The sequence below is a fragment of the Vibrio crassostreae genome (genome assembly GCF_041439375.1).
In the GTDB taxonomy this organism is placed as follows: Bacteria; Pseudomonadota; Gammaproteobacteria; order Enterobacterales; family Vibrionaceae; genus Vibrio; species Vibrio crassostreae_D.
In genome coordinates this window covers 1-25,236 of the sequence record NZ_JBGONY010000039.1, presented here as the reverse complement: position 1 = coordinate 25,236, position 25,236 = coordinate 1, and the positions used below count along the sequence as shown (strand labels likewise).

The following is a 25,236-nucleotide window of genomic DNA, read 5'->3' as shown; positions in this document are numbered from 1 at the left end:
TAGCACTAAAGTAAATGATGACCTGATCAATTCAACATGGTCATTTAGTTGTTTTAAGATTACACTGCGCCCAATATTTCAGAAGTACATATTTAGGTAGAGGTCACCATGGACCAAGAACATTACGAAGACGCTGATTACGAAGGCCAAGACCTGGGCGAAGAAGGCGAAGAGATTGAAATTGAAGCAATTGGTATTGATGTTTCATCACAGCCAATCGAGCTCTACAAAGTGTTTAAAATTGCTAACCTAGTGAGTGGTGGCGGTGAAGCTAAGCACATCATCTCTGAAGGCTACGTAGCGGTAAATGGTGAGCTGGAAACGCGTAAGCGTCGTAAAATGTACGATGGCGACTTCTTTGAATTCAACCAAGAATACTATGTAGTAGTGTGTGATCAGCCAGTACAAGAAGAATCAGAAAAGCCGAAAAAGAAAGAAGCGCCTAAACAAAATAACAAGGCGAAGAAAGGCCAGTCTAAAAAGGATTCTAAGAAGAAAGAGTCTAAGAAAAGCAAAGCTGAAATGCTAAGCGCAAAGGCTGAACCGAAGAAAGAGAAAAAAGAGAAGAAACCGAAAAAGAAAGCGGATACGCCAAAGCCAACTCGTGACGACAAAAGCGGCCGTAACTCGATTGAATTCTTTTAAACTACAGTTCTAAACGACTGCTCTAAACTGCTTTTCTAAAACGAATCTTTTAAAACTATTCGTTTGAACATCAAGCAACGTTAGACCTAGGTTTTACGTTACGCAGATATCAAAAGGCTCACTAGTTAGTGAGCCTTTTTTGTATTTGTTTGCTAGCACAGCTAACGGCCAATAACGCTTATTCTCAGTGTCGAGTGCGAGAAGACGTCAGTTCTGATGCGCGAAGCTGAGCAACGGCTTTCGCCAATTCAAGCTGAGCTTGTGCGAAGTTAATGTCTATGTTGCCCTTGTTGATGTTCTCTAGAGCCGCATATTTCGCCTCTTCTGCGCGAGCGCGGTCAATGTCTTTACCATGCAAGGCAGTATCGGCCAAAACCGTTACCACATCTGGCTGAACTTCCAGCATCCCACCCGAGACATAAAGCACTTGGCCTTCTGATTTAGGGTCCGTGACAAACACGGTTACGCCCGGTTTGATCTTACTGAGAAGCGGGGAGTGACCGGGGCGGATCCCCAGTTCACCATCAGCGCCAGAAACGGCTAGGGCATACGCTGGACCTGAAAACAGCGTACCTTCCGCACTTACAATATTAAGTTGAAATGTATTATCTGTGATTCCGATAGCCATTGTGCACCTACCTGTTAGAGTGATTTCGCTTTGTTAAGCACTTCGTCGATAGAACCACAGTACAAGAACGCTTGCTCTGGAATATCGTCATACTCACCGCTTAACAGACCTTTAAAGCCTCTTAGTGTTTCGCTTAGCGGTACAAAGACACCTTTCTGACCGGTAAACACTTCGGCTACGTGGTAAGGCTGAGTTAAGAAACGTTCAATCTTACGAGCGCGAGATACGGTCTGTTTGTCTTCAGTTGAAAGCTCATCCATACCAAGAATCGCGATGATGTCTTTTAGCTCTTTGTAGCGTTGCAGTGTTGTTTGTACTTTTTGTGCAATGTCGTAGTGCTCTTGGCCAACCACAAGTGGGTCTAACTGGCGAGAGGTTGAATCCAATGGATCAATCGCAGGGTAGAGGCCCAATGCCGCGATATTACGAGACAGTACAACGGTCGCATCTAAGTGAGCAAAGGTTGTTGCTGGCGATGGATCGGTCAAGTCATCCGCAGGTACGTATACTGCTTGGATAGACGTGATAGAGCCTTGTCTAGTCGAAGTGATACGCTCTTGAAGCACACCCATCTCTTCAGCCAGTGTTGGTTGGTAACCTACTGCAGAAGGCATACGACCTAGCAGAGCTGATACTTCAGTACCGGCAAGTGTGTAACGGTAAATGTTATCAATGAACAACAGTACGTCACGACCTTCATCACGGAAGCGCTCAGCCATAGTTAGGCCTGTAAGTGCTACACGTAGACGGTTTCCCGGTGGCTCGTTCATTTGGCCGTAAACCATGGCTACTTTGTCTAGTACACCGGCTTCTTTCATCTCGTAGTAGAAGTCATTACCTTCACGAGTACGTTCACCAACACCGGTAAATACTGAAAGACCTGAGTGAGCTTTAGCGATGTTGTTGATAAGCTCCATCATGTTGACGGTTTTACCTACGCCGGCACCACCGAACAGACCAATTTTACCACCCTTAGCAAATGGACAGATAAGGTCGATAACCTTCACGCCTGTTTCTAGAAGCTCAGTGCTGTTTGCTTGTTCTTCATAAGAAGGGGCTTCACGGTGAATCTCGTAGTTCTCTTTCTGACCGATTTCACCACACTCATCGATAGGTTGACCAAGCACGTTCATGATACGGCCCAATGTTTCTTCGCCGACAGGAACCGTGATTGGTGAGCCTGTGTTTTCAACCGTTAGGCCACGACGTAAGCCATCTGAAGTACCCATTGCAATACAACGAACGATATTGCTACCCAGTTGTTGCTGTACTTCCAATACTAACGAGCTTGCTTCGTCGCTGGTGACTTTCAATGCATCATAAACGCGAGGGCTGTTGCCGCCGCTGAATTCGACGTCAACCACAGCGCCGATTACTTTAACTATTTTTCCAACACTCATTCTTAAATCCTCAAATTCTGTTCTGACCCACTCTTTTCTGCCCCTATACAGCTTGGGCACCTGAGACTATTTCACTCAGCTCTTGGGTAATCGCAGCCTGTCTCGCTTTGTTATATACCAACTGCAAATCATCAATCAGTTGGCCTGCATTATCGGTTGCCGCTTTCATGGCGACCATTCGGGCTGCTTGCTCACAGGCTACATTCTCAACGATGCCTTGATACACTTGTGATTCGATGTATCGATGTAACAGTTCTGAGAGTATGTCTTTGGGCGCTTGCTCATAGATGTAGTCCCAACGACGCGCTTTTTTAGGCTCACTACCAGCCTCAGCTTCTGAAGGGTGGGGGAGCAATTGTAACGTCGTTGGCGCTTGAACCATGGTGTTGACGAATTGGTTGTAAACGAGATACAAGCTATCGATTTTGCCTTCGTCGTAATGCCCTAACATCGCATTTACCGTACCTAAAATGTCTTCTAGTTTAGGTGTATCGCCAAGGCCTGACGTTTGTGCGATGACATTGCCGCCGCGTTGGAAGAACGAGATAGCTTTCGAGCCAATTAAGGTTGTCTCTACCTCGACTCCTTTAGTGCGCCATTGCTCCATTTCCTCTAACACTTTCTTGAACAAGTTTGAGTTCAAGCCACCACACAAGCCTCGATCGGACGAGATAATGATGTAAGCAACACGCTTTGGTTCACGCTGTTGCAGGTATGGGTGCTGGTACTCCAGTGAACCCGATGCGACATGAGAGATAACTTGGCGCATGTTCTCGGCGTAAGGCCGCGTTTGCGTCATGTTGTCTTGAACTTTGCGCATCTTACTTGCTGCAACCATTTCCATTGCACTGGTGATTTTCTGAGTGTTACTAACACTGGCTATCTTGGTGCGAATTTCTTTAGTACTTGCCATAATCTGCTCCTATTTGTTTTGATTTCCAGCTAACAAACCGGAGCACTTACCAAGCTTTCATTCCAACAAAACCATCTAGAATCTCTTTAAGAGCACTCTCGATGTTGTCGTTGTAATCGCCAGTCGCGTTAATTTTGTCGAATAATGCTGGGTTTTGACCTTTGGCGTAAGCGATCAGCTCTTCTTCAAAACGGGCTATGTTGTTTAGTTCAACACCCGCGAGATAGCCTTTCTCTGCTGCGTAAATAACCGTTGCTTGCTCAGCGACCGACATAGGAGAGTATTGCTTTTGTTTCATTAATTCGGTTACACGCTCACCATGGTCGAGTTGTTTTCGGGTCATCTCATCTAAATCAGAAGAGAACTGAGCGAATGCCGCTAGCTCACGGTATTGAGCTAATGAAGTACGGATACCACCAGACAGTTTCTTGATGATCTTGCATTGCGCCGCACCACCCACACGAGATACCGAGATACCTGGATCTACTGCAGGACGTAAGCCTGAGTTAAACAATTGGGTTTGAAGGAAAACCTGACCGTCGGTGATTGAGATTACGTTGGTTGGTACAAACGCTGATACGTCACCCGCTTGAGTTTCAATGATCGGAAGCGCCGTTAATGAGCCTGTTTGGCCTTTCACTTCACCGTTAGTGAACTTCTCTACATACTCTGCATTCACTCGTGCTGCACGTTCTAGTAGGCGTGAGTGAAGGTAGAATACGTCGCCAGGGAAGGCTTCACGACCCGGTGGGCGTTTCAATAGCAATGAGATTTGACGGTAAGCAACGGCTTGTTTTGATAGGTCATCATAGATGATCAGTGCATCTTCACCGCGGTCACGGAAGTATTCACCCATGGTGCAACCCGCATAAGGGGCTAGGTATTGAAGCGCTGCAGACTCTGATGCTGATGCCACGACTACGATGGTGTTTTTAAGCGCATCGTGGTCTTCGAGTTTACGAACCACGTTAGCGATAGTGGAGGCTTTTTGGCCAATCGCTACATACACACATTTGATGCCAGAATCTTTCTGATTGATGATCGCATCGATAGCTAACGCTGTTTTACCCGTCTGACGGTCACCGATGATAAGTTCACGTTGACCACGACCGATTGGCACCATGGTATCAACCGCTTTGTAGCCAGTTTGAATAGGTTGATCAACAGACTTACGTTCGATTACACCGGGTGCAATCACTTCTACAGGGTCGAGTCGGTCACAACTCACTGGGCCTTTGCCATCGATTGGCTCGCCTAATGTGTTCACGACACGGCCAAGAAGTCCGTTACCTACAGGTACTTCTAAGATACGACCTGTACCTTTCACTTTCATACCTTCAGAGAGGTCAGTGTAGGGGCCCATAACCACCGCACCTACTGAATGGGTATCGAGGTTAAGTGCGAGTGCGTATTTGCCACCTGGTAGCTCAATCATCTCACCTTGCATAACATCAGCAAGGCCATTGATTGTGATGATGCCATCACGAACCGATACGATAGTGCCTTCGTTGCGAGCCTCGGTGCTCACATTAAATTTCGAGATGCGTTCTTTGATTAGATCGCTGATTTCATTTGAGTTTAATTGCATAATTGTTACCTATCTCGCGTGAAGTTGATGAGCCAATCGGTCAATTGATGTGTTTAAAGAACCATCGATAACGGTTTCACCCGCCTTGATGACCATTCCACCCACTAACGTGTCATCAATAACCTGCTTCATTTCAACCTGACGCTCTAATTTCTTCTCAAGTGCAGCTGTTAATGACGTAACTTGATCTTGTGTCAGCATTTCAGAACTGGTGACAGTGACAGGCACTACACGCTCATGTTCGTCCTTTAGCTCGCAGAACAATTCAAACAGGTCTCTTACAACAGAAAGACGGCCGTTCTCGGCCAAGACTCTAATAAGATTAATGACGTGGTCATCAACGAGTCCTTGGCAAATATGAATGATGAGGTTTGCCAGCTCTTCTGTTTGGTGTGTAGAAGCCCCTTCAGCTGAAGAAATCTGACTAGCGATCGTTTCTTCTTCCGCGACAGCCACAAGAATGGACAGCATTGAGTGCCACTCTTGTAACTGGTTTTCACCTAAAGCAAATTCAAACGATGCTTTGGCGTAGGGATGAGCAATATTGGTGTAATCTGACATATTGCCTCTCCTTAGAGTTCGCTAATCATTTGGTCAACTAGCGCTCGGTTCGTTGCGGAATCTAGGTTTTTGCTAATCAGTTTCTGTGCACTTTGAATCACTGCATCTGCCATATCCGCCTGAAGTTCACGGCGTATCTTTTGGCGTTCGCCTTCTAGCTCAGCTCTACCTTGTTCTAAGATGCGTGCCTTTTCTTGCTCGGCTTCTTGTTGCGCTAAGCTGATGATTTCGTTACGGCGTTTTCGGCCTTGCTCAACCAGTTCAGTCACATCTTTTCTTGCATCTTCGATGAGTTGCGCGCCATTTGATTTTGCTAGTTCTAGCTCTTTCGCAGCGTTCTCTGAGTGGCGTAAACCATCAGCGATTTCTTTTTGGCGCTCGTCTAACATCGCGGTGAGAGGGGGCCATACATATTTCATGCACAGCCAAACAAAAATCACGAATGAGATTGCTTGTCCAAACATGCTTGCATTTAAGTTCATACCTTCCTCACTAAATCTTGATTATGTATAAATCGATCTTTCAAAGCGGTTTGATTAAGCCACGGCGAAGATGATGTATAGACCGATACCAACACCGATCATCGGTACTGCATCCACAAGACCCATCATGATGAAGAATTGAGTACGAAGCATTGGAGTAAGGTCTGGTTGACGCGCAACACCTTCAAGGTATTTACCTGCTAAGTTACCAATACCAGATGCTGCACCTGCTGCACCTAAACCGATCAGTAATGCACCTGCTACATATAAAACTGCGCTTACGATATCCATTTGTATCTCCGAAAATAATTTGTTAGTTAATTTTTTAGTTATTAATTAGTGGTGTTCTTCTGTTGCCATTCCTAAATAAACAACGGTCAGTACCATAAATATAAATGCTTGTAAGAATACGATTAATATGTGGAATAAGGCCCAAGGTACACTCAGTGCCCACTGCATCCACCAAGGCATTAGTGCAATAAGGATGAATATCATCTCGCCTGCATACATATTTCCGAATAATCGTAAGCCTAGTGATATTGGCTTTGAAATTAATGTTATTAATTCAAGAACTAAGTTAACAGGATATAAAAGAGGGTTATCAAATGGCTGAGTAGTTAGCTCTTTGATAAAGCCTTTCAAACCTTTATTTTTAAATGTATAGGTTAACAGTAGAATAAACACACCGAGTGCCATCGACATTGGTATATTTACGTCTGCCGTTGGTAGGTCTCTAAAGTGCTCTAGACCCACAGCTCGAGTTAACCCCGGGATTAAATCAATGGGTAATAGGTCGACTGCATTCATTAACAGCACCCAAACAAAAGTGGTTAATGCCAGTGGTCCTATTAATTTATCTTCCGCTTGAAAAATCTCTTTGACGAGATTATTGACGAAGTCAAAGACAAGCTCGATAAAACATTGAAAACGACCTGGAACGCCGCTAGTGCCACGAGTGGCTACATACCGAAATGCACCGATGAAAAGTAAACCTGTAATCCAAGATACCAACATCGAGTCAATGTTAAACGCCCAGAAACCATCACCTGTAGTTAAGAAGGTTAAGTGATGCTCTATGTATTCGTGAGCGGTAGTTACTTGATCCATACTACGCGTACTCCGATCTATTAGAGGCGGTAATAAACGGTGTTAAGAGGTATCCAACCATAGTAAAGATGTACGCATATAATATTACTGGGTTATCCAATTTGAAAAACTGGAACGCCAAGATAAACATTAAAAACGTATATGTTATTTTTACGACACGACTCATTTGCATTAAGTCACGTAAACTATAATTAGGATTCTTACGCACCTTTAGGCTTGCATATATAAATCCAAACAGCGGTGGCAACATCGCAATTACGATGCCCAAAGCTGATGATTCCATATCTACTTTATTACCAAAAAACACTTCATATAAAACTACACCGATGGCTAATACTATTTGGCAGAGAACAACTCTTTTAGCGGCAACAAGGATGTCGCTACTAATCCCATTAAGCCTCATAATAAAACCTTATGTTAAACAGTGTAAGTTAATATAAAACACAGTTTAAATTTAACTTGTTACTACATTTCACTTGTTAATAACACTTGATTTGCTTTAAAGAAAAACCCTTGCTGGTTTTATATCTCCTGACGAAATTAAACGAATTAAGCTAATTCGCTATCGTTTCGACAAAATATAAATTACGCCTAAAATTATGTGATCAAAACGACAAATATTGATATCAATAATTCCATTTTTGAAATGAGAGTTTTTCATTTATGAAAGTAATCGTTTTATTACTTTATTCATGAATATTTAAGATGCTTTATCCATATGGAAAAGAGGGACTTTTGGGAAGGGTTCTGCGAGCGAAATTATCAACTTATGATCTTATCAATTAAGACTATTCAAACACTTAGGCTCATTTGTAAGCTGAATTGCCAAGTGTGGTTTGAGAGAGATTACGCTTGTTTGAGGCAAGGATGGAAGGTTTCGTTTGTCTGGGATATTAAACGTACGTCGCTCCTTATCAATAAATGAATATTTTTTATATTGTTGTCACTTTGTCATTATTTGCGTACGCGAGCGTGAAAATTCAGCGCCTAAATGTTGATGTTATAGGAGTGATGGTGATGATTGGGTGTGTGAGAAGCATGGTTGGGAGAAGAGACACCGAGTTTTGAGGAAGTAAATGGCAGCAAAGTGCTGCCTAATTTACTTAATCTAGGCTCTCTTATTACTCTTCATAACTGAGGTATTGAACACATAAGTCATGGAAAGCCTGTGCTTGTGGTGAGATCGTACGATCAGACAATCTGAAAATACCAATTTGTCGTTGCAAGGGCGGGTCAATTAATGGAATCCACACTAAGCGGGTTTCGTTGGTTGGGAAAGCCAGTTTAGGTAGCGTAGTTACGCCTATTCCGAGCTCTAACACCGAAAACAGCGAGGTAATGTTCTCTACTGAATACAAAGCTTGTTCGCTGAGCATGCGTGCGGGTGTTGGGTCAAGTAGGGTACAAGTCCCGTTACGAATGAAGGGTTGTTTTAACAATGTTTGCCATTCGATTCCTTCCCGTTGAGAGGCAATAGGATTGTCTTTTAGGCACACCACACCGATCGGATCAGAAAGCAAAGGCGTGAAGTCGATGTTCTCTTCTTCTAAATGGGAGCTATTACCGAGGGCAACATCCACCTCTCCAGAGAGTAATCTTGCTTCTACACCTGCCGCATTATCATCAATCAAACTCACTTCTACATTTGGGTACTGTTCACAAAAAGCCCCTAAAACACTAGGGATTAGTTTTGCGGCTACCGAAGGCACGCTTGCTATTCGAACTCTTCCTTGTTGTCCAGCCGCCGCTGCGCGTAGGTCATTGTCTAATGCTTTGTAAACATTCAAGAATTGAATGATTTTTGGCAAGCATATTTCTCCAAAAGGCGTCAGTGTCGATTTGTTGCCTGTTTCAAACAGAGGTTGGCCGAGTATTTTTTCCAGCTCTTTTATCGATGTAGAAAGTGCCGCTTGCGAGCGATTTGCTCGGTGAGATGCTGCTCGAAATCCCCCTTCTTCGACCACTAAAACAAAATGTTTTAACTGTTGTAGCTTAATACTCATGGCACTGATCCTTCTCTAGCTCTTGCTATACCTTACTTTTTGAAAGGTGATAGATTTTATTTATCAAATGCACAAAATTTACCGTTAGATTTATCAGGCGTCAAGGTGCAGTATTTAACCATCTTGAAACATAGTTGTTACAAAGTTGGATGAAATCGTGAACGCACAAACTAAAAAACACCCAGTAAAAACCTCTCTTTTTGCTTCAAAAGCACCACTAGAGTGGGCAATCGTTAATAACGGCACTCTATACACTGCGCAGATTCCAATCGATGAAACGGGCGCGGTAGTAGAAGGCGGTATTGAAGCGCAAACGCGTCAGACTTTTAACAACCTTGTTCATACCTTGGAGTGTGCAGGCGAATCGATGGATTCTGTGCTGCAGGTTCTGATTTACGTGACTGACCGTGAATACCTGAAAACGGTAAACAGCGTATACGGAGAATACTTCAACGCACCTTATCCAAATCGTGCAGCAGTCGTTGTTGCAGGGCTAGCAAGAGAAGAGATGTTAGTCGAGTTTGTGGTTTATGCATCGGCGTCTCAACCTGAATAATTCGACTGTGAACTAAGGCTATTTGCGGATCAAAACTCTTTTGAATTAAAGCGGTTTATTGATACAAGCGATCGGGTTTACTTTAGATACAAAATGTACGACTTATTTTAGCAATTAATTACCTGAATATTAACAGTTTATTAATTAACCAGATGGTTGCCAGACTCAACCGCAACCTAACCGTTACAAGGACAGAATGATGACTCAATTACAGAATGTTCAAGCAGAAAATGCACTTTACATCGGCGGCGAATGGCAAGCGGGTGTAAGTACCGTTGCGAACATTAACCCATCAGATATTTCTGAAAACATCGGTAACTTTGCACAAGCAAGTGCGGAACAAGTTCAACAAGCGATTTCAGCGGCGAAGCACGCTCAACCAGAGTGGGAAAAAACGCCGATTGAACGCAAGCAAGCGGTGCTTCAAGCGATTGGTGATGAGTTGATTGCACGTTGTGATGAGCTAGGCACGCTTCTTTCTCGTGAAGAAGGTAAGCCTTTTCCTGAAGGTCGTGGTGAGATTTACCGTGCTGGTCAGTTCTTCCAATACTTTGCGGCTGAAGTGCTTCGTCAAATTGGTGACAACGCGGATTCAGTACGCCCAGGCGTTTCTGTAGAAGTGACTCGTGAAGCGGTAGGCGTTATCGGCATCATCTCTCCTTGGAACTTCCCGACAGCAACGGCTGCTTGGAAAATTGCTCCTGCATTGGCTTTCGGTAACAGCGTTATCTGGAAACCAGCAAACCTAACACCAGCAAGTGCGGTTGCGCTTACTGAGATCATCCACCGCCAAGGTATCCCTGCAGGTACGTTTAACCTTGTACTAGGTAGCGGTTCAACGGTAGGTGATGCACTGATCAACTCTAAAGAAGTGAACGGTGTGAGCTTTACTGGTTCTGTTGATACAGGTCGTAAGGTTGCAGCTGCTACAGCGCCAAACTTCGTTCGTTGCCAACTAGAAATGGGCAGTAAGAACGCACTTGTGGTTGCTGATGATGCTGATATCCAAACAGCTGTTGATGCGACTATCGCAGGTTCGTTCTCTGGTGCGGGTCAAAAATGTACAGCATCTTCTCGTCTAGTGGTTATGGATGGCATTCACGACCAATACGTTGAAGCACTGATCAAACGTATGAGCGAACTGAAAGTCGGTCACGCACTAGAAGACGGCGTGTTCATGGGGCCTGTTGTTGACGGCAACCAACTTGAAGCAAACCTAGGTTGGGTTGAGAAAGCACGTCAAAGCGGCGGTGAGCTGGCATTTGGTGGTGAACGCTTGAGCATGCAACACGAAGGTTTTTACATGTCTCCAACGCTGTTCTTGAACACTAAGAACGATTGGGAAGTGAACCAAGAAGAAGTGTTTGCACCAATGGCAAGTGTGATTCGTGTTGCTGACCTAGAAGAGGCTATCGCGACAACCAACGATACTCGCTTTGGTCTAACGGGCGGCATCATCACTCAGAGCCTACGTACTAGCGCGATGTTCAAGCAACAAGCGCAAACCGGTTGTGTGATGGTGAACCTACCAACAGCAGGCACGGATTACCACGTACCGTTTGGTGGCCGTAAAGAGTCTAGCTTCGGTCCTCGTGAGCAAGGTCAATACGCGAAAGAGTTCTACACAGTAGTGAAGACAGCTTACCAGCGTCCTTACTAATCCACTTTCTAAATAAGAATTGGATAGCTGAAGATATTAACTTCCTAGCTATCCAGCTATCGAATTGGCCTGATTCACAGAGTCAGGCCAACATTAAAACCAAAGCAGCAACGAACTTATATAAGTGATTTAACCCATTTTTGAAAACATGTTATTTGAGCGTGTTTTCAAAACCGAGCTAGAACACTGAGCTTTCAATAGGAGTGGTTATGTACCAGCAACGGATTGTTATAGATGGATTGCAATACTGCAATTGGAACAGAGAATATTTCCAAACACTAAAGGCGAGCGGCATTACAGCAGTTCACGCTACCGCGGTTTACCACGAGACAGCTCGTGAAACCTTATCTCGCTTTGCAGAGTGGAACTTAAGATTCGAGCAGAACGCAGACCTTATCATGCCGATTCACTCAATGGCTGATGTAGAGGCTGCAAAAGCGACTGGCAAAGTCGGCATTTTCCTTGGTGCTCAAAACTGTTCTCCAATCGACGATGAGATCGGTCTTATCGAAGTGATGCGTAAGCAAGGTCTTTTGATCATGCAACTGACGTACAACAACCAGAGCTTATTGGCAACGGGTTGCTACGAAAAGAACGACACCGGTATTACTCGCTTTGGTAAACAAGCTATCGAAGAGATGAACCGAGTGGGCATGATCATCGATATGTCTCACAGTGCCGAGCGTTCAACGCTTGAGGCGATTGACTTGTCTTCTCGTCCTATTTGTATCAGCCATGCGAACCCAACGTTTGCTCATGATGCGCTACGAAACAAATCAAATGATGTGATTAAAGCCCTAACTGCACGCGGTGGCTTAATCGGATTCAGCTTATACCCATTTCACCTACCAAACGGCAGCCAATGTACGTTGGAAGACTTCTGCCAAATGGTTGCGACTACCGCTGACATGGTCGGCGTAGAGCACCTCGGTATTGGTAGTGACCTATGCTTAAACCAACCTCAAGCCGTTCTTGAATGGATGAGAAATGGTCGTTGGTCTAAAGCAATGGACTATGGCGAAGGCTCTGCGAACAACTCAGGTTGGCCAGATGCGTTGCCTTGGTTCTGCGGTAGTGCGGGTATGGAAAACATATATAACGGATTGATGCGTCATGGTTTCAGCGAGTCTGAAGCTGGGCAAGTCTTGGGAGAAAACTGGTTTAACTTCTTGAAAGATGGCCTAGAGCCTCAAACCAAGGGTTAATGGTTTCTCGCGAGCCATCATCGAATTAGCAGCCTTGTAACAAACGTTCAATGAGCAAGTGCTGCTTACACCAATTTCACTATTCAAAAGGAACAACGGTCTATTTCGCAACGCGGTAACCCAAACATGGATTAGCCTGCCCAACACAAAAAATAATAGGGCAGGTGTTAAATACACCCTTGTAGTCATCATTTAAATGACAGCTGCAAAGAAACCTCTGGAGTCAGAGTATGTCTGATTTAACCAATAGCGTGAAATCTTCTAGCTTAAATGCGGGTCAAGCACACACAGCAATTAATGCAAAAAGCAACACAAACGAGTCTGAGTCTACGTCAGACAAATTAGGACTATCCAACCCAGCACTTTGGTACAGCGGCGGTTTTATCGCTCTGTTCGTGGCACTTGCTCTATTTGATGGCGAGCTGTTATCAAGCCTAGTAAATGCGGGCTTTGCATGGTCTGTAAAAGTATTTGGTCCTTACTGGCAAATGCTTCTTCTTCTGACTTTTCTTATTGGTCTTGGCTTAGCTGCAGGGCGAACAGGCAAGGTTATCCTAGGCGGCATCGCTAAACCGGAAATGGATGGTTTCCGTTGGATGGCTATCATCTTCTGTACGCTACTTGCAGGCGGTGGTGTATTTTGGGCCGCAGCAGAGCCTATCGCTCACTACGTTAGCCCACCACCATTGTATGGCGCGCAAGAAAATGCGCAGCAAGGCGCGGTGAATGCTTTATCGCAATCATTCATGCACTGGGGTTTCCTAGCATGGGCTATTGTGGGTAGCTTAACGTCTATAGTGGTTATGCACCTTCACTACGACAAAGGCTTACCGCTTAAACCTCGTATTCTGCTTTACCCTGTATTAGGCGAAAGAGCACTGAAAGGCCACACCGGTGCACTGATTGATGCATGTTGTATTGTCGCAGTAGCGGCGGGCACCATTGGTCCTATCGGTTTCCTAGGCTTGCAAGTGAGTTATGCACTGAACGCGCTGTTTGATATTCCAGATGGCTTCTCAACGCAGTTGATCATCATCCTGTTCGCTATCGTTCTATACACATTATCGGCATTAAGTGGTCTTAACCGCGGAATGCAAATGCTAAGCCGTTACAACGTAATTTTGGCAATGGCATTGATGGTCTACATCCTGATCTTCGGCCCAACAAACTTCATCTTCAATGGCTACATCCAAGGTGTAGGCAGCATGATTGATAACTTCATCCCAATGGCAACATACCGTGGTGACGAAGGTTGGTTGAGCTGGTGGACAGTGTTCTTCTGGGGTTGGTTCTTAGGTTACGGCCCAATGATGGCTATCTTCATCGCTCGTATTTCACGCGGTCGTAGTATTCGCCAATTGGTATCAACCATTAGCCTTATCGCACCGTTTGTAACTTGTTTCTGGTTCACAATTGTTGGCGGCTCTGGCCTTGCGTTTGAGATTGCAGATCCGGGCAGCGTAAGTAAGGCGTTCGAAGGCTTTAACTTACCAGGTGCGCTACTGGCGGTAACTCAGCAGCTACCAATGCCAATGCTTATCTCAATTCTGTTCTTGATCTTAACCACGATCTTCATCGTAACGACTGGTGACTCAATGACTTACACCATCAGTGTGGTGATCAGTGGTGAGACAGAACCGAATGCAATTATTCGTACCTTTTGGGGGGTGATGATGGGGGTAACAGCGTTAATTCTGATTTCCCTAGGAGCCGGCGGTATTTCAGCGCTGCAATCGTTCATTGTTATCACCGCGGTACCGGTGTCCTTAATCTTGCTGCCATCACTTTGGAATGCGCCTCAAATCGCAATCAAGATGGCAAAAGAGCAGGGACTCTAAAGATAAGGCTCTGTAAAACAAGAAACTGATTAAATAAGAACAAATCAGCCTTTGAAAGAAGGCTGATGCAAGATTCCGAAAGGAACAGAAAAACCGTACTGGTGAAGATACACCGGGCGGCACGTATTTAGGTCAATCGATCTAGTCAGGACAAATAATAAGGGGTGAGTTCGCTTGCCTCAAAAAACGTGAAAGCTAACCAACATACTGTCGCAACAATGCTTCAAATGACGGCAACGATCGGTTCTGAATGGCTAGCAAAACCCTTATAACTACAAAGGTGGTGAGCAAAATGGATGCACATCGTTCTACCTACACTGAATCAGCACTACGTGACGCAACGGTCGTCATGGCACCGGAAAGGCTAGGTGCAATGCACCAAACACGCATCAGCTTCGTAAGAACTCTGATTCGTAAAATGGCACAACAGCAATGGAAAGTGACTAAGCATGAGTGGCAACTAGACACTCAAGGATTTGGTCATGTTATCTATAAGCTAGAGACGCCAAATCATGTTTATCATTTGGTTGTTTTCTGCGATGAGATTGCAGACGACGAACGAAATGACCGTGTAATTGCTGAAAAGTGGGACGTAACGTTTGCTCTTGTTCTTGGTGATGTTGATGTCACCCTACTTGAGAGACTTCGTGCGAATGTACCGCTACAAGAAGCCGGCCGTAATCCTAACAATGTGCTTGTTTTAGCGCGTGCAAACAAAAGTGTACGTGTGTTTGAACATATCGTTAGTCACTTGGCTAAAGGTGTTCAACCAACACCAAAAGAGCTGGCTGAAGTGGGTTACATCCTGCGAACGACAGCGGTATACGGCAATGGAAAATTTGGAATTGCTGACTTTAAAGTCTTAGAGAAAAATGAAGATTTTAATCAGTCGTTTAGTGCGCAAATGTGTGCGGTTTATATGCTGCGTGAGTTCAGCCTAGATTGGGTTCATTACCTAGCGGAGCAACAAGGCGGAGAACAGGCGATTACCTTGCACAGAGGTTTACAACGCTACCTAGGTGTGGGTAATGCTACTGGTTTAGGCATGGCGCCATATTTGATTAACCACCCAAGTATTGTCGATCAATGGATGACTACTCGTGAACATGCATTAGCTGACGTGTTAGCTAGTCACACGGAGAAGGCATTGATTGAACCACTACGTACATTAGTTAAAAAAGCGATTTGTCATTTAGAACAAGTCGTTACCATCAATGAAAACCAGCAAGATCTGAACAAAGAAGCTGTGGATGAGTTGAAACACGCAGAGCAATCGCTAGAAGAGTCTGTCAGCCAATGTGATACATGGGCGCAGCTAGTTGAACAATCTAAGCACATGAGTATGGAAGCCCAAGAAATCCTTATCTCATGCTTGATGGAATTGTACCCAGAATTAGTGGACGCCCATCAAGAGCATATGAATTGCAGCGAAACACTGTCGCTTCCTAGTGGCAAAAAGATTCAAGACCTTCTTGTTGTATTAGAAGAAAAGTACCGTTGGGCGATCACGACTGATTTTACCAAAGCACAGAACAACTACTGGTTTTGGTATCGCTCTCAAGACAAAGAAGAGCCAAGGCTTGGAGTGCGAGGTGAGGAGCTAGGTGAAGAGCGTGAACTGCCGTTGGATATAGGTCGTCAAGCTTACCGTTTGTACCATGCTTTATTGCAGTTTGCGCCAGAGCTTTCATTAGCTGAGTTCCTTGTTAAGCAACCTCAGCACCGTGCGATAGCTCGTCGTGTATGGACGCTAGGCAACAAGGCGATGGGCGACATTCAAATGAATGTGCTGCATCAAGATTCGCCACCAATGCATTTACTGCGTTGCAAGCTTGCGATGTTTGGCGCGACTAAGTTTGATCCTCGCTCAGACCGTTGGGTACGAGTGACGTTTTTCCAAGGTGCACCACTGCTTGATGAAATTCATCAGGACGAATGGGTGTTCCCAGTCTTACCAAGTGAAGCGGAGCTTGCTGACTCTCAAAAATCTACTACACACATCAACGCTCAACATGGAGGTAAATCGTTATGATCGTTTCTCACAATGAACTGGTAGCGGCCGTCAATAAAGCCTTTCTGGGTATGCGTCGTACATGTGGTGAAGCCGATGTGATAGCGAACATGGTGGCAGATTTACAAATGGTCGGTTTGGATGGTGTTCGTCATTTTAACAATGCGAGCAACTTCATTGGGCTAGAAGACGATTGCCCAGTGGACATTCAAGTGCTTAGTGATAACACGGTTGAAGTTGATCTGCACAAGGCAAGTTTGGCGTGCCACCTTCCAGTGGTGATGGATTACGCGATTGAAAAAATGGTCGGCAAGAAGACGTTGAAAATTGAGCTCAACAACTGTCATAACCGCTGGCTAGCGTATAGCGAGCTTGTGAAACTGGCCGCGAAAGGCATCGCGTGTACTGCACGTTGGGACAACGGATCCAACCCTAAGAGCACTTTGTATGTGCTCAACCGTGGTTGCGTTGCACCAGAACTGTTTTTATCAGATTTGCCTCTGGCATCGGACGATCATATCCACAATATGACCATCGAGCTTTCCGTCCAGGATTTCGATATCGAACGTTTGTCAGATGGCTACCAAACACACATTGAATCGGAAGCGCTTTTTAAAACTCAAGAGAAGGCGTGGAATGAAGGCATTGAAGTTGACGATGGAGAGTGGGGCGCGTTGAAAGAAACGGCGACGGCTATCCTTGTTGAAAACAGCCAACGTTCAATTCAAGGTGCAGGTGAACTAGAAGCTTCTTAGCTATAAGTTATAGAAACTAAGTTTATAGATATTTAGCTTATAGAAACTGAGCCTATAAAGCCTGAGCTTATTGAACTTAAAAGCATCATCTACAACAGATAAAACCAAAGAGCTTAACGTATCCTCACCTCGTTAAGCTCTTTTTATTTGTGCCGCATTTTTTATTCTTCCTCTCAATAGATCAAACCTTAAACTCTCTGTTTTGACACAAGTTGTTACGCGTTGAAGGTAAATTAAGCGATTAGATGTAGCACCTTCACATTCATGTTAAACAAACGGTTTCTTTTACAAGCCACTATGCGTATCTTGCTAACTAAAGGTGCCAATGGGCGCCGTTTTTATTCGTACCGATGACTTTAGAATCAGATAAAAAGGAATGAAGCGTGCAAGCTAACTTTATTGATGGAACCACCCTGTATCGTCAGCACTCTTTTGAGTTGCCACTCGATTACCAAGCAAAAGATGGACAACAGATCCAAGTCTTCGCACGCGAGCTGGTTGATCTCGCTAAAGATGCGCAAGAGCTGCCGTGGTTGATCTACTTTCAAGGCGGCCCGGGTTTTCCTTCTCCACGTGTTAGCGGCCAATCAGGTTGGCTAAAGCGTGCATTGCAAAACTACCGTGTTCTGCTTCTTGATCAACGTGGTACAGGCAACAGTACGGTGATCAGCCACGAAACATTGGCGCACCTGTCTCCAGAGCAGCAAGCTGAATACCTAACTCATTTCAGAGCCGATAACATCGTTCGTGACGCGGAAGCGATTCGTGAGCAGTTCGGTGTTAAACAGTGGTCGACGATTGGCCAGAGCTTTGGTGGCTTCTGCACATTGAGCTACTTGTCGCTGTTCCCACAAAGCCTAAAGTGCTGTTATGTCACGGGCGGTATACCTTCTATCGAACGCGAAGCTGACGATGTGTATCGTGCGACCTACAAGCGTGTAGAAGACAAAAACAGAGCCTTCTTTGCTCAGTTCCCACAAGCGCAAGCTATGTGTCGTGAGATCTCTGATTACCTGCTTAACAACGACGTGAGACTGCCAAACGGTCAGGTGTTTACGGTTGAACAGTTCCAATTGATTGGTATTAACCTTGGTGGCGGTGAAGCAAACCTTCCTATGTACTTCACACTAGAGAGTGCGTTTGTTGAAGTGAACGGTAACAAGCAGCTGAGCTACAGCTTCCTAAATCAAATGCAGCAAGAGCAGGGCTACCTAACAAACCCTATTTACGCGATTCTGCATGAATCGATTTACTGCCAAGGCACAGCGTCTAACTGGTCGGCACATCGCGTGCGTGAGCAGTATCCGCATTTCAACTATCAATCGGGCAGTGAATTCTGGTTTACTGGCGAAATGGTTTATCCATGGATGTTCGACCAATTAGAAACACTGAAGCCACTGCGTGAAGCGGCGAACATGCTGGCTGAAAAGTCGGACTGGGGCACTTTGTACAACGCAGAACAGCTAAGTAAGAATACGGTTCCAATGGCGTGTGCAGTTTACGCAGATGACATGTACGTAGAACTGGATTACAGCCGCGAAACACTGGCTAATATTCCAAACTCGAAAGCGTGGATTACCAACGAGTATGAGCACAATGGTTTGAGAGTGGATGGCGAACGAATCGTCGATAAGTTAATGACGATGGTTGATGCATTAGAAAACTTGCCAAAATAATTAATTTTTCCCTGCCAGAAACAAGAAAACGCTGCATCCGTGCAGCGTTTTTTTTATGTCATCGAACTATTCGATTTAAGGAACTAGGAGGGGTAGCCCTTGAAGCCATTAAGGTTGGATGACGATATCTTGATTTTCAGTGGTCGATAAGCTGGCGCGGTTCTGTTCGATAAGCTGAGCCGCATAAGAGGGAGTCACAGCTTGAATTTCGCCTTTTGAACGAATCGTTAATGCTTCCCACGCATGGTCACGATATTTGCCTGTTTGTGTATATTCAATTAGTACTCTCATGATTCTTCCATCGGATGTGTGGTTAACGTGCTACTAACATTAGCGCCATTATTGAGGTTGCACACCTGTTAAAAATGGAACATAAGATTAACCAAATGAGAATGCGAGTAACTTGAAAAAAAGGCCCTATTGCACTTATCGTAACCAACCGTCCTTATCGTAAATCGCGTCCATAAAAAAACGCTGCACAATGGCAGCGTTAAAGTAGAGATAGGTTGAAGATTGATTAGCTGTTTTCTAGGCCAACAATCTTGCGTGCAGACATCACTGCACTATCCAAGTCGGTCAATCTACCAGCACTTGCTGGACCAAGAACTGATGAATATAAAGCCAACTGCTTCTCAAATGATAAATCTAATTGGTTATATAGATTTTGGCGGATTTGAGCGTGTTGCTGTGGCTTTGCGCTCGACAGGCCTTCCAACGTATCGTAGATGAGTGTAGTTGTATCCATAACTGTCCTTAGTACATCTTTAGAAAATTTTGCATATTATGCACTTGGTGTCATCTTTGTTCTGCGAGATTGATCGCATTATGTGCAGCTCTGCTTAATTGTGTAATCAGTTAGTTACAATTGTGTTGTACGGCAAGGTATCGAAAACTCGGGTTATGGCAAAAAGAAAAGGAGACGCACTGGTCTCCTTTGGGTTTATTAATCAATATTTAAACTTACTTGCTACTTGCTACTTGCTACTTGCTACTTGCTACTTGCTACTTGCTACTTGCTGAGCTAATCGAATACGTCGAGAACCTAGCGAATGTTAATGTTCTTATCTCGATTTTCGTACATTTCAGGCGTGGTGTGTAATCCGCCCGCATAACCTGCTGCTTCAAGTGTTTCTCTTACCTCTCGAACATGCTCTGCGGTTACTGGTTCTTGCCTGTCTCCAAGGTACAATCGGACGAAGGTGATCAACTCAGCCAGTCTCTGATCCGATAGGACATCTTCAAAGCTTGCCATTGGCATGAAGTTTCTATCCTTGTCAAGGTAGGTCGGTTGTAAACCGCGAACAGTTACCGCAATGGTGTTGAATGGGTCGCTGTGCATGATGATACCGTTGTTCAACAGAGTAGGGGCGATAGGGTCGCGACCTTTACCATCGTCACCATGACACGCCCCACAGGTTTGACGATATGTGGCGTAGATTTCTCTGTTATACGCGGCCTCATCAAACCCTTTAGGTTGTAACGGTACTGCGTCACTAGCGATGGTGTTGTTGACGTCTCCGCTGAGAAGGTAATAAGACATCGATTCAACGTCTTCACGCGTCATCAAACTCAGACTGTTCTTTACTACGTCAGCCATACCCGCAAAAGCAGTTCCTTTGTCTGAATGACCTGTGTGTAAGAAGTCGGTGAGTATTGCTTCATCCCAACCATCGATATAGAGCTCATTGGCTGTGATATCAGGCGCATTCCAACCATCAATTAAGTTACCTTGGAAAATACGTTCTGGTATTAGAGCTTGGGCAATATTTCGTGGGGTATGGCACTCAGAACAGTGACCAAGACCTGCGACCCAATATTTGCCTTGTTGCCATTTATCGACATCATCAATTTCTCCCTTAAGTTCCTCTGGTACTTCGTAATCAATAGGGTCTGTATCCATAAAGACGATGTTCCAGCCAAGCAAACCTAAGCGAATATTGGATGGAAACATCATGCTGTTGTCATCATTGCGTCGCGGCACGGCGGTGATTGACTGCATGTATTCCCATAAATCAACCATGTCTTGGTCGGTGAGGTATTGATAAGAGGTGTAAGGCATTGCAGGGTACAGGTAACCATTCTTACCTTTACCTGCAACTAACGCGGCTCGGAAATCATCGAAGTCATAAGTCCCAATACCTTCGGTGGTGTGTGGCGTTATGTTGGTTGAATACACGGTGCCGAAAGGGGTAACAAAGGGCAGGCCGCCAGCAAAGGGTTCTCCACCTTCTGCACTATGACAAGCCACACAGTCACCGGCATAAGCGAGATATTCTCCGCGCTCAACAGATGATGCTTTCAAACTCGCGAGCCTTTGTTGCTCTACTTCACCAGCGTGTCGTATATAAGCCCCAAGCGCGAGTATTTCGTTCTCGGTGAGCTGCTTATCAAACGCAGGCATTAGGTTGTTCAAACCGTAATTGATGGTGTGCTGAATCTCTTCAATACTTCCGCCGTGAAGCCAGATATCATCGGAAAGATCAGGTACGCCAATCGCTGGATTAGCGACAGCACCATCGGCATGACAAGACGAACAGTATTTGACGAACAAGGTTTTACCGAGCTCGACTTTAATCTCCGGCACATCGGTATGACGTTGGTTGAGAGAGGCTAGATAGTAGGAGACTTTTGCCACCTCATCTGGGCGCATGATTTCACTCCAACCCGGCATAGCACCGTTCCGACCTTTAGCTATCGAATGAATCACAGCTTCATCACTGCCACCATAAAGCCATTCTTGGTCTATCAGATTGGGAAAGTGCTTTTGTCCCTGAGCATTATCTCGGTGACAAGCGGCGCAGTGAGTTTGGAACAGAATCCTACCGCTGTTCACAATCTCTGGGACCGCAGCTAATCCTTCTAACGTGGTGTCACTGGTTTGTGAAAATTGCTCATTGAGAGTGGTAGATGGTGAACTGAGCTTATCGTCGCTCTGCTCCCAATCGACCAAGCCTTCCCATTCACCAAGCCCCGGGTATAGCACCAAGTAACCGGCTGAGAGTAAGAACGCGACCGCATAACTGACAAACAGCAGTTTAGGTGGTGGTGCGTCTTTCTCTTCAATGCCATCAAAGGTGCCAATGGTGTGGTCGTGATCGGCCTTGTGATTGCTACGCCAGTATTTAACGACAACAGACACCATCAGAACAAAGAATATTAAGGTTAAGAGTACCGCCCATAGATTCCAGAATGTGCTCATTGTGATACCTCCTGTGACGTATCTTTACCCAGGCTTTGTAAATAGCGAATCAGCGCTTCACCTTTGGTTTTGCCTCTTACTTGCAAACGGGCTTCACCAATTTCTTGATCGGTATAAGGCACTCCTAAGGTACGTAACACTTCCATTTTGGCGCTGATATCATCGCCAGTCAGAGTCTGCTCAAACAGCCACGGGTAAGAGGGCATGATCGATGTCGGTACGACTTTTCGAGGATCAATTAAGTGAATAACATGCCATTGGTCAGAATACTTTCTACCTAAGTTAGTGAGGTCTGGGCCAGTACGTTTAGAGCCCCACAAGTTAGGAAACTCATAGATATCGTCTGCTTCTTGGTTCGGGCGACCATTTCGTTTCACTTCTGGCTCAAGAGGGCGAACCATTTGTGTGTGACAAACATGGCAGCCTTCACTGATGTAGATGTCTCGGCCTGCTAACTCAATAGGTGTGAGCGGCATCGCTAAACTGCCTTTGGCAATATCGTCTCCACGGACAATGCTTGGTACTACCCAAACTAATAAAGAGAAGGAGGCGACAACAACGGTGGTCAAAATTAAAATGACGATTGAATGTGTAAAGTCTTTACTCATCATTTAAGCCCCCTCATTAACGGTGTGTTTAGCGTCATGTACGGTTGGCATACGAACCGTTTTGTACAAGTTGAATGCCATTAAGAACAATCCAAGTACAAACAGCGCACCGCCAAAGAAACGCATGAATAGCCAAGGTGCTTTAAAGTCCATAGCTTCTACAAAACTGTAAATCAGTTCGCCATTTTCATTTTGAGCGAGCCACATATAACCCTCACCGATGCCTGCGATCCAAAGTGCTATTGCATAGATGGCGACGCCAGCATGAGCGAGCCAAAAGTGCCATTTAATCAGTCGTCGCGACCAAAGGTCGGTTTGGCCCCATAAGCGTGGAATGAAATAGTAAAAAACCGCTATCCCTGACATCCCAACCCATCCAAGAGCTGCGGAATGTACGTGTCCTATGATCCACTCGGTGTTGTGTGCCACCATGTTGAACCAACGAATGGCAAGCAGTGGACCTTCGAATGTCGCCAAACAGTAGTAAAGAATCGCTGAGAAAAAGAATAAAAGAATGTAGTCGGATTTCAGCTTTTCCTTGTTTTGTAAAAGGGTCATTGCGCTATTGAACGCACCGGCCCAAGAAGGGAGCCATAGGATTAATGACATCACGATACCGATGTTCTGAATCCATATAGGAACGGAAGAATAAACTAAATGGTGCGTTCCGGCCCATGTGTAGAAGCCAACCAAGCCCCAGAAATGGATCACAGACAAACGGTACGAATAGATAGGTCGATCCGCCGCTTTGGGTATGAAATAGTAATTCATACCAATCACACCAGCGGTCAGTAAGAAACCGACGGCATTATGTCCCCACCACCACTGAACAATTGCATCTTGAGCCCCAGCAAATACAGAGTAGGACTTCATCGCCAACACTGGTATCGCGAGGTTGTTGACGATGAAAATCATGGCAACGACGATAATGAAAGCAGCAAAGAACCAGTTTGCCACAAAGATATGGCTGACCTTCCGCTTAGCAAGGGTGCCAAAGAACAACACCGCATAAAGCACCCAAACCAGCACAATCATTAAGTCGATTGGCCATTCAAGCTCCGCATACTCTTTTGAAGTAGTGTGGCCTGCGGGTAAGGAAATGACTGCAAGCAACAGGATGAATTGCCAGCCCCAAAATACCATCCATGAAAGGCTTTTATTGAACAAGTCACAATGGCCCGTTCGTTGGGCAATGTACAATGAGGTCCCCATCAAGATATTCACGACGAAGCCGTAAATCACTCCTGATGTATGTAGCGGACGCAGTCGACCAAATTGGAAGTATTGAGAATCAAAGTTTAAGACTGGCCAATATAATTGCGCGGCGAGAATCACGCCGATGATCATACCTACAATCGCCCACACTAAGGATGCGACGATGAAGTACTTCACGACCTTAATGCTGTATTGCGTTGTCACTTGTTCCATAACAAGGCTCCTTGCCTAGGGGGTTTGAACCGCTGACTTAATTTGAATCGCCGATTTCGCTCGAATCGTTACCAAGCATTGAATAGAAATAGGAAATGTCGCGGATATCTTGGTCTGAGAGCGTGTCGGCTTGTTGCTGCATGAGAATCGCTAAACCACTGGTTCTTTCTCGAGTCTGGTAATCTTTCAGTGAAGAGATTAGGTAACCCACTTTTTGGCCGCGAAGGTTGGGGTAAGGGTCTTGTGTAGAAATACCATCAACGCCATGACAGGTCATACACACTTTGGCTTTTTGCTTACCCAATTCGAATTGCTCTTGATCAACTTCAGCAGAAACAGGAAACATGACCAGCGTCATTACTAAGGTAGAAAGTGTCGTCATGGGGTTAAATTTTCGCTTGTATAAACTCATTATCGATTCCCTTGATTATGAAGTGAGTTAGCTTTCTAAGAGCGACGCTCGATATCGGCTGGCGTAATATGAAGCGACAGATACCAGATAAACAGGCTCTTAAAACTGCTTACGTTCGATTAAAGGTTATGCAGCGACAGGCATTCTCGCTACTTGCTGACTCATTTTTATTGGTCACTACGTATTCAGTGGCTGGATTGGATTACTCAAGGTGTTTAAAAAGCAGAGATTTCTACTAGATAAACGTGAGCGAATGATTATCTGGGAAGGAGCAAAGGTTGTGTTCGCGCTGGATTATAAGGTGAAATGTTATTTAGTCAGGGTTGAGTTGTACGAATCAAAAATAAGGCAATGTCTAAGCAAGTCAAATGGCCAATATGGACTAAACTCAGGTTAGTGACCTTTTTAAAACGGAGTTTAAAATGAGAACTGCACTGTTGTTTGTACTTTCATTGTGTTCATTTTCTATTTTCGCTGCATCGCAACTCACTGTATTTGACCATCTAGGGGCTTTGTTTCCTAATTGGATCTCAGATAGAAACGGCCAGTATGGGTGATTAT

General features: G+C 44.9%; 23 protein-coding genes and 1 pseudogene. 8 read left to right on the top strand and 16 right to left on the bottom strand.

All coding sequences use genetic code 11. The features are described 5' to 3' along the window. The first annotated feature begins 108 nt into the window (after window positions 1–108). On the top strand, window positions 109–645 hold the full coding sequence (locus ACED45_RS15940; RefSeq protein WP_371714441.1) for an RNA-binding S4 domain-containing protein: 537 nt from the start codon (window positions 109–111) through the stop codon (window positions 643–645). 184 nt (window positions 646–829) lie between these two features. Here ACED45_RS15940 and ACED45_RS15935 read toward each other — a convergent pair whose 3' ends face one another. The 10 genes from ACED45_RS15935 to ACED45_RS15890 form a co-directional block, all read right to left on the bottom strand. Beyond that, on the bottom strand, window positions 830–1,273 hold the full coding sequence (locus ACED45_RS15935; protein WP_048660327.1) for a F0F1 ATP synthase subunit epsilon: 444 nt from the start codon (window positions 1,271–1,273) through the stop codon (window positions 830–832). Window positions 1,274–1,287: 14 nt separating this feature from the next. Continuing rightward, the gene (gene atpD, locus ACED45_RS15930; RefSeq protein WP_019820615.1) at window positions 1,288–2,673 is read right to left on the bottom strand and encodes a F0F1 ATP synthase subunit beta; all 1,386 of its coding nucleotides are present in this window, start codon (window positions 2,671–2,673) and stop codon (window positions 1,288–1,290) included. A 43-nt stretch (window positions 2,674–2,716) separates the two neighbouring features. Further along, a complete protein-coding gene (gene atpG, locus ACED45_RS15925; protein ID WP_371714440.1) occupies window positions 2,717–3,586 on the bottom strand; it encodes a F0F1 ATP synthase subunit gamma in 870 nt (289 codons plus the stop codon). Between the two features lie 46 nt (window positions 3,587–3,632). Then, window positions 3,633–5,174 carry a F0F1 ATP synthase subunit alpha gene (gene atpA, locus ACED45_RS15920; protein ID WP_371714439.1) on the bottom strand — a complete coding sequence of 514 codons (1,542 nt, stop codon included), beginning with the start codon at window positions 5,172–5,174 and terminating at the stop codon, window positions 3,633–3,635. 9 nt (window positions 5,175–5,183) lie between these two features. After that, complete coding sequence (locus ACED45_RS15915) at window positions 5,184–5,735, bottom strand: F0F1 ATP synthase subunit delta (RefSeq protein WP_048608584.1); 552 nt, start codon at window positions 5,733–5,735, stop codon at window positions 5,184–5,186. An 11-nt stretch (window positions 5,736–5,746) separates the two neighbouring features. Continuing rightward, window positions 5,747–6,217 carry a F0F1 ATP synthase subunit B gene (locus tag ACED45_RS15910; RefSeq protein ID WP_017060839.1) on the bottom strand — a complete coding sequence of 157 codons (471 nt, stop codon included), beginning with the start codon at window positions 6,215–6,217 and terminating at the stop codon, window positions 5,747–5,749. A gap of 54 nt (window positions 6,218–6,271) precedes the next feature. Beyond that, window positions 6,272–6,508 carry a F0F1 ATP synthase subunit C gene (atpE, locus tag ACED45_RS15905; RefSeq protein WP_004730405.1) on the bottom strand — a complete coding sequence of 79 codons (237 nt, stop codon included), beginning with the start codon at window positions 6,506–6,508 and terminating at the stop codon, window positions 6,272–6,274. A gap of 45 nt (window positions 6,509–6,553) precedes the next feature. Continuing rightward, window positions 6,554–7,324, bottom strand: coding sequence for a F0F1 ATP synthase subunit A (gene atpB, locus ACED45_RS15900; protein WP_048608583.1), 771 nt, complete (start codon window positions 7,322–7,324; stop codon window positions 6,554–6,556). A 1-nt stretch (window position 7,325) separates the two neighbouring features. Then, window positions 7,326–7,727 carry an ATP synthase subunit I gene (locus ACED45_RS15895; RefSeq protein WP_371714438.1) on the bottom strand — a complete coding sequence of 134 codons (402 nt, stop codon included), beginning with the start codon at window positions 7,725–7,727 and terminating at the stop codon, window positions 7,326–7,328. Window positions 7,728–8,445: 718 nt separating this feature from the next. Next, window positions 8,446–9,327 (bottom strand): LysR family transcriptional regulator, encoded by an 882-nt coding sequence (locus ACED45_RS15890; protein ID WP_146490164.1) that lies wholly within the window; start codon window positions 9,325–9,327, stop codon window positions 8,446–8,448. Window positions 9,328–9,484: 157 nt separating this feature from the next. Here ACED45_RS15890 and ACED45_RS15885 point away from each other — a divergent pair, with 157 nt between their 5' ends. From ACED45_RS15885 to ACED45_RS15855, 7 genes and pseudogenes are all read left to right on the top strand, one after another. Beyond that, entirely contained in the window at window positions 9,485–9,883 is a 399-nt protein-coding gene (locus ACED45_RS15885) for a RidA family protein (RefSeq protein WP_017060835.1), read from the top strand. 199 nt (window positions 9,884–10,082) lie between these two features. Continuing rightward, window positions 10,083–11,543, top strand: a complete 1,461-nt coding sequence (locus ACED45_RS15880; RefSeq protein WP_285954672.1) for an aldehyde dehydrogenase family protein — start codon at window positions 10,083–10,085, stop codon at window positions 11,541–11,543. A gap of 209 nt (window positions 11,544–11,752) precedes the next feature. Beyond that, window positions 11,753–12,748: a membrane dipeptidase gene (locus ACED45_RS15875; RefSeq protein WP_371714437.1), complete on the top strand. Its 996-nt coding sequence runs from the start codon at window positions 11,753–11,755 to the stop codon at window positions 12,746–12,748. A 230-nt stretch (window positions 12,749–12,978) separates the two neighbouring features. Beyond that, window positions 12,979–14,586: a BCCT family transporter gene (locus tag ACED45_RS15870; RefSeq protein WP_371714436.1), complete on the top strand. Its 1,608-nt coding sequence runs from the start codon at window positions 12,979–12,981 to the stop codon at window positions 14,584–14,586. Window positions 14,587–14,813: 227 nt separating this feature from the next. Then, a pseudogene (locus ACED45_RS15865) lies at window positions 14,814–16,618 on the top strand (hypothetical protein). Continuing rightward, window positions 16,615–17,352, top strand: coding sequence for a DUF3726 domain-containing protein (locus tag ACED45_RS15860; RefSeq protein WP_048660319.1), 738 nt, complete (start codon window positions 16,615–16,617; stop codon window positions 17,350–17,352). Before ACED45_RS15865 ends, ACED45_RS15860 begins: the two are co-directional and overlap by 4 nt. 383 nt (window positions 17,353–17,735) lie before the next feature. After that, window positions 17,736–19,028, top strand: a complete 1,293-nt coding sequence (locus tag ACED45_RS15855) for an alpha/beta fold hydrolase (protein ID WP_371714435.1) — start codon at window positions 17,736–17,738, stop codon at window positions 19,026–19,028. 108 nt (window positions 19,029–19,136) lie between these two features. On the opposite strand, the gene ACED45_RS15850 is transcribed toward ACED45_RS15855, so the two are convergent. The 6 genes from ACED45_RS15850 to ACED45_RS15825 form a co-directional block, all read right to left on the bottom strand. Beyond that, the gene (locus ACED45_RS15850) at window positions 19,137–19,319 is read right to left on the bottom strand and encodes a hypothetical protein (RefSeq protein ID WP_004730424.1); all 183 of its coding nucleotides are present in this window, start codon (window positions 19,317–19,319) and stop codon (window positions 19,137–19,139) included. Window positions 19,320–19,545: 226 nt separating this feature from the next. After that, window positions 19,546–19,773: a PAS factor family protein gene (locus ACED45_RS15845; RefSeq protein WP_004730426.1), complete on the bottom strand. Its 228-nt coding sequence runs from the start codon at window positions 19,771–19,773 to the stop codon at window positions 19,546–19,548. Window positions 19,774–20,070: 297 nt separating this feature from the next. Then, the gene (locus ACED45_RS15840; RefSeq protein WP_371714434.1) at window positions 20,071–22,227 is read right to left on the bottom strand and encodes a c-type cytochrome; all 2,157 of its coding nucleotides are present in this window, start codon (window positions 22,225–22,227) and stop codon (window positions 20,071–20,073) included. Then, a complete protein-coding gene (locus ACED45_RS15835; protein ID WP_146490171.1) occupies window positions 22,224–22,838 on the bottom strand; it encodes a cbb3-type cytochrome c oxidase subunit II in 615 nt (204 codons plus the stop codon). The genes ACED45_RS15840 and ACED45_RS15835 overlap by 4 nt, the downstream gene beginning before the upstream one ends. After that, the gene (gene ccoN / locus ACED45_RS15830; RefSeq protein ID WP_371714433.1) at window positions 22,839–24,263 is read right to left on the bottom strand and encodes a cytochrome-c oxidase, cbb3-type subunit I; all 1,425 of its coding nucleotides are present in this window, start codon (window positions 24,261–24,263) and stop codon (window positions 22,839–22,841) included. A 37-nt stretch (window positions 24,264–24,300) separates the two neighbouring features. Further along, entirely contained in the window at window positions 24,301–24,675 is a 375-nt protein-coding gene (locus tag ACED45_RS15825) for a c-type cytochrome (RefSeq protein ID WP_048660315.1), read from the bottom strand. Window positions 24,676–25,236: the final 561 nt, after the last annotated feature.